We start from the raw sequence: 1,458 nt of genomic DNA on the forward strand, positions 1-1,458 counted from the left end.
TATTTTCAACTGATCAATATATTTGAATATCATTGCGAGCATTCTATAAAACCTTTAGGTAGAGTTTTAGATAAGGTCTTCTTTCGATTTATGATCGATATTTAGTCTTGCATAACTTGAATTCAAGCCACTTATGGGAATCAAGTATCTATGCAATATGGTTAATGAAAATAGACATGAATCTGAAAATCATTAATGGATTCTTACAGAGTATTTTTGACCTGGCGGGACGTTAAAAGGCCCTTGTCGTCGTAGGTGAATTCAATCACCCGGTCGGGTTCGGTAATTTTGATAGGCAGACGGAATTCAGGATGCCACTCGGTAGTAACAACCCGTTCATTGGGAGTGCCCTTGGCTTCCGTTCTCTTGATCTCCAAACCACGGGCGTTATGGTCATAATCTGTCACCACGCCTTCCCAGTTCGTCACCAGATCCCGAAAACCATTCTCATCGTAGGTTGTGGATTGATTGGCTGCGGCACAGTTATCAGAGCGATGCCCTTCCACACGGGTGACCTTACGCACACCGTGAATGGTGGTGTAGTGATAGGTCGTCTCCTTGCCCAAGGCGTTGGTGACAGTGACGCGAGGGTCATCGGTATCATCAATATGGGTGTAGTTCAGAGTGACTTTTTCCTGACCAGCGTGTTGTGAGGAGGTGGCCCGGCCCTGGGCATCGTAGGTCCAGGTGGCAAAGCGCTGGCCGCGTTCATCGGTTATACCGGTGAGGGCATGGGGGAGAGAGGTGTTGCCTTCGATATGCTCCGGTTCGTTGTAGTGGTAGATGCGCTGTGAACCATCAGGGTAGGTGACTGACTTGTATAAATTCTGCTCGTTATAGGTGTAGCGGTATTCCTTTCCCCCTGGGTCACGGAATGAGGATATGCGTTTTTTAGTGTCATAACGGAAGGTTATGCTGTTGCCGAGGTGGTCAGTAACTTTATCGAGAGTGGCAGGGTCACCATCGCCGTTCATGGAAGAGCTTAAATCGTATTGTAGTTTTTTTGAGCGGCCTTGAGGGGCAGTAATGGATAGTAGCTTTCCGGATTGGTCAAAAACTTCTATATTGTTTGATGCATTTTTTAATATCCATCCATTAGTTGTTTTAGTTAGTTCTTCTCTTTTCTCTTGGTCGGAAGTCCATTTTCCTTGTATCATTTTATAAATGATTGAGCGACCATCTGGCCTATGAACTTTAACAATGACCGGTCTCCCTTGTTCTTCTATTTTTATTGAGTGATTGCTGGTCCATTTTCTTTTCAAACTGTTGTAGCTACGTATCAGTGCTAAGTTTCCTGAAGAGCTTTTATAATCAGTGGATGCTTGGTGTTTATTACCGCTCATGATGGATATTGGGTTTCCTACAATAGGACAGTTTTTCCCTGAATTGGCACCTATATATAGCCCGCATTTAGAATCATCATCCGGACACTCTTTTGGGTATAAGCAGCGCCCTGTC

At 44.6% G+C, this 1,458-nt stretch carries 1 protein-coding gene and 1 pseudogene; both read right to left on the bottom strand.

Features of this window, described 5'->3' with window-relative positions:
* Positions 1-203 precede the first annotated feature (203 nt).
* Positions 204-974, bottom strand: coding sequence for an RHS repeat protein (locus ACY2RQ_RS19315; protein WP_490114645.1), 771 nt, complete (start codon positions 972-974; stop codon positions 204-206).
* Positions 975-1,172: 198 nt separating this feature from the next.
* Positions 1,173-1,397, bottom strand: a pseudogene (locus ACY2RQ_RS19320) (DUF6531 domain-containing protein); the annotation flags it as partial.
* Between the last annotated feature and the right edge of the window lie 61 nt (positions 1,398-1,458).

The organism is Parendozoicomonas sp. 209JJ7-1 (assembly GCF_058147085.1).

What these genes read in the sequence shown, in the direction of transcription:
- ACY2RQ_RS19315 (WP_490114645.1), bottom strand. Translation starts at nt 974, where the DNA reads ATGAACGGCGATGGTGACCCTGCCACTCTCGATAAAGTTACTGACCAC.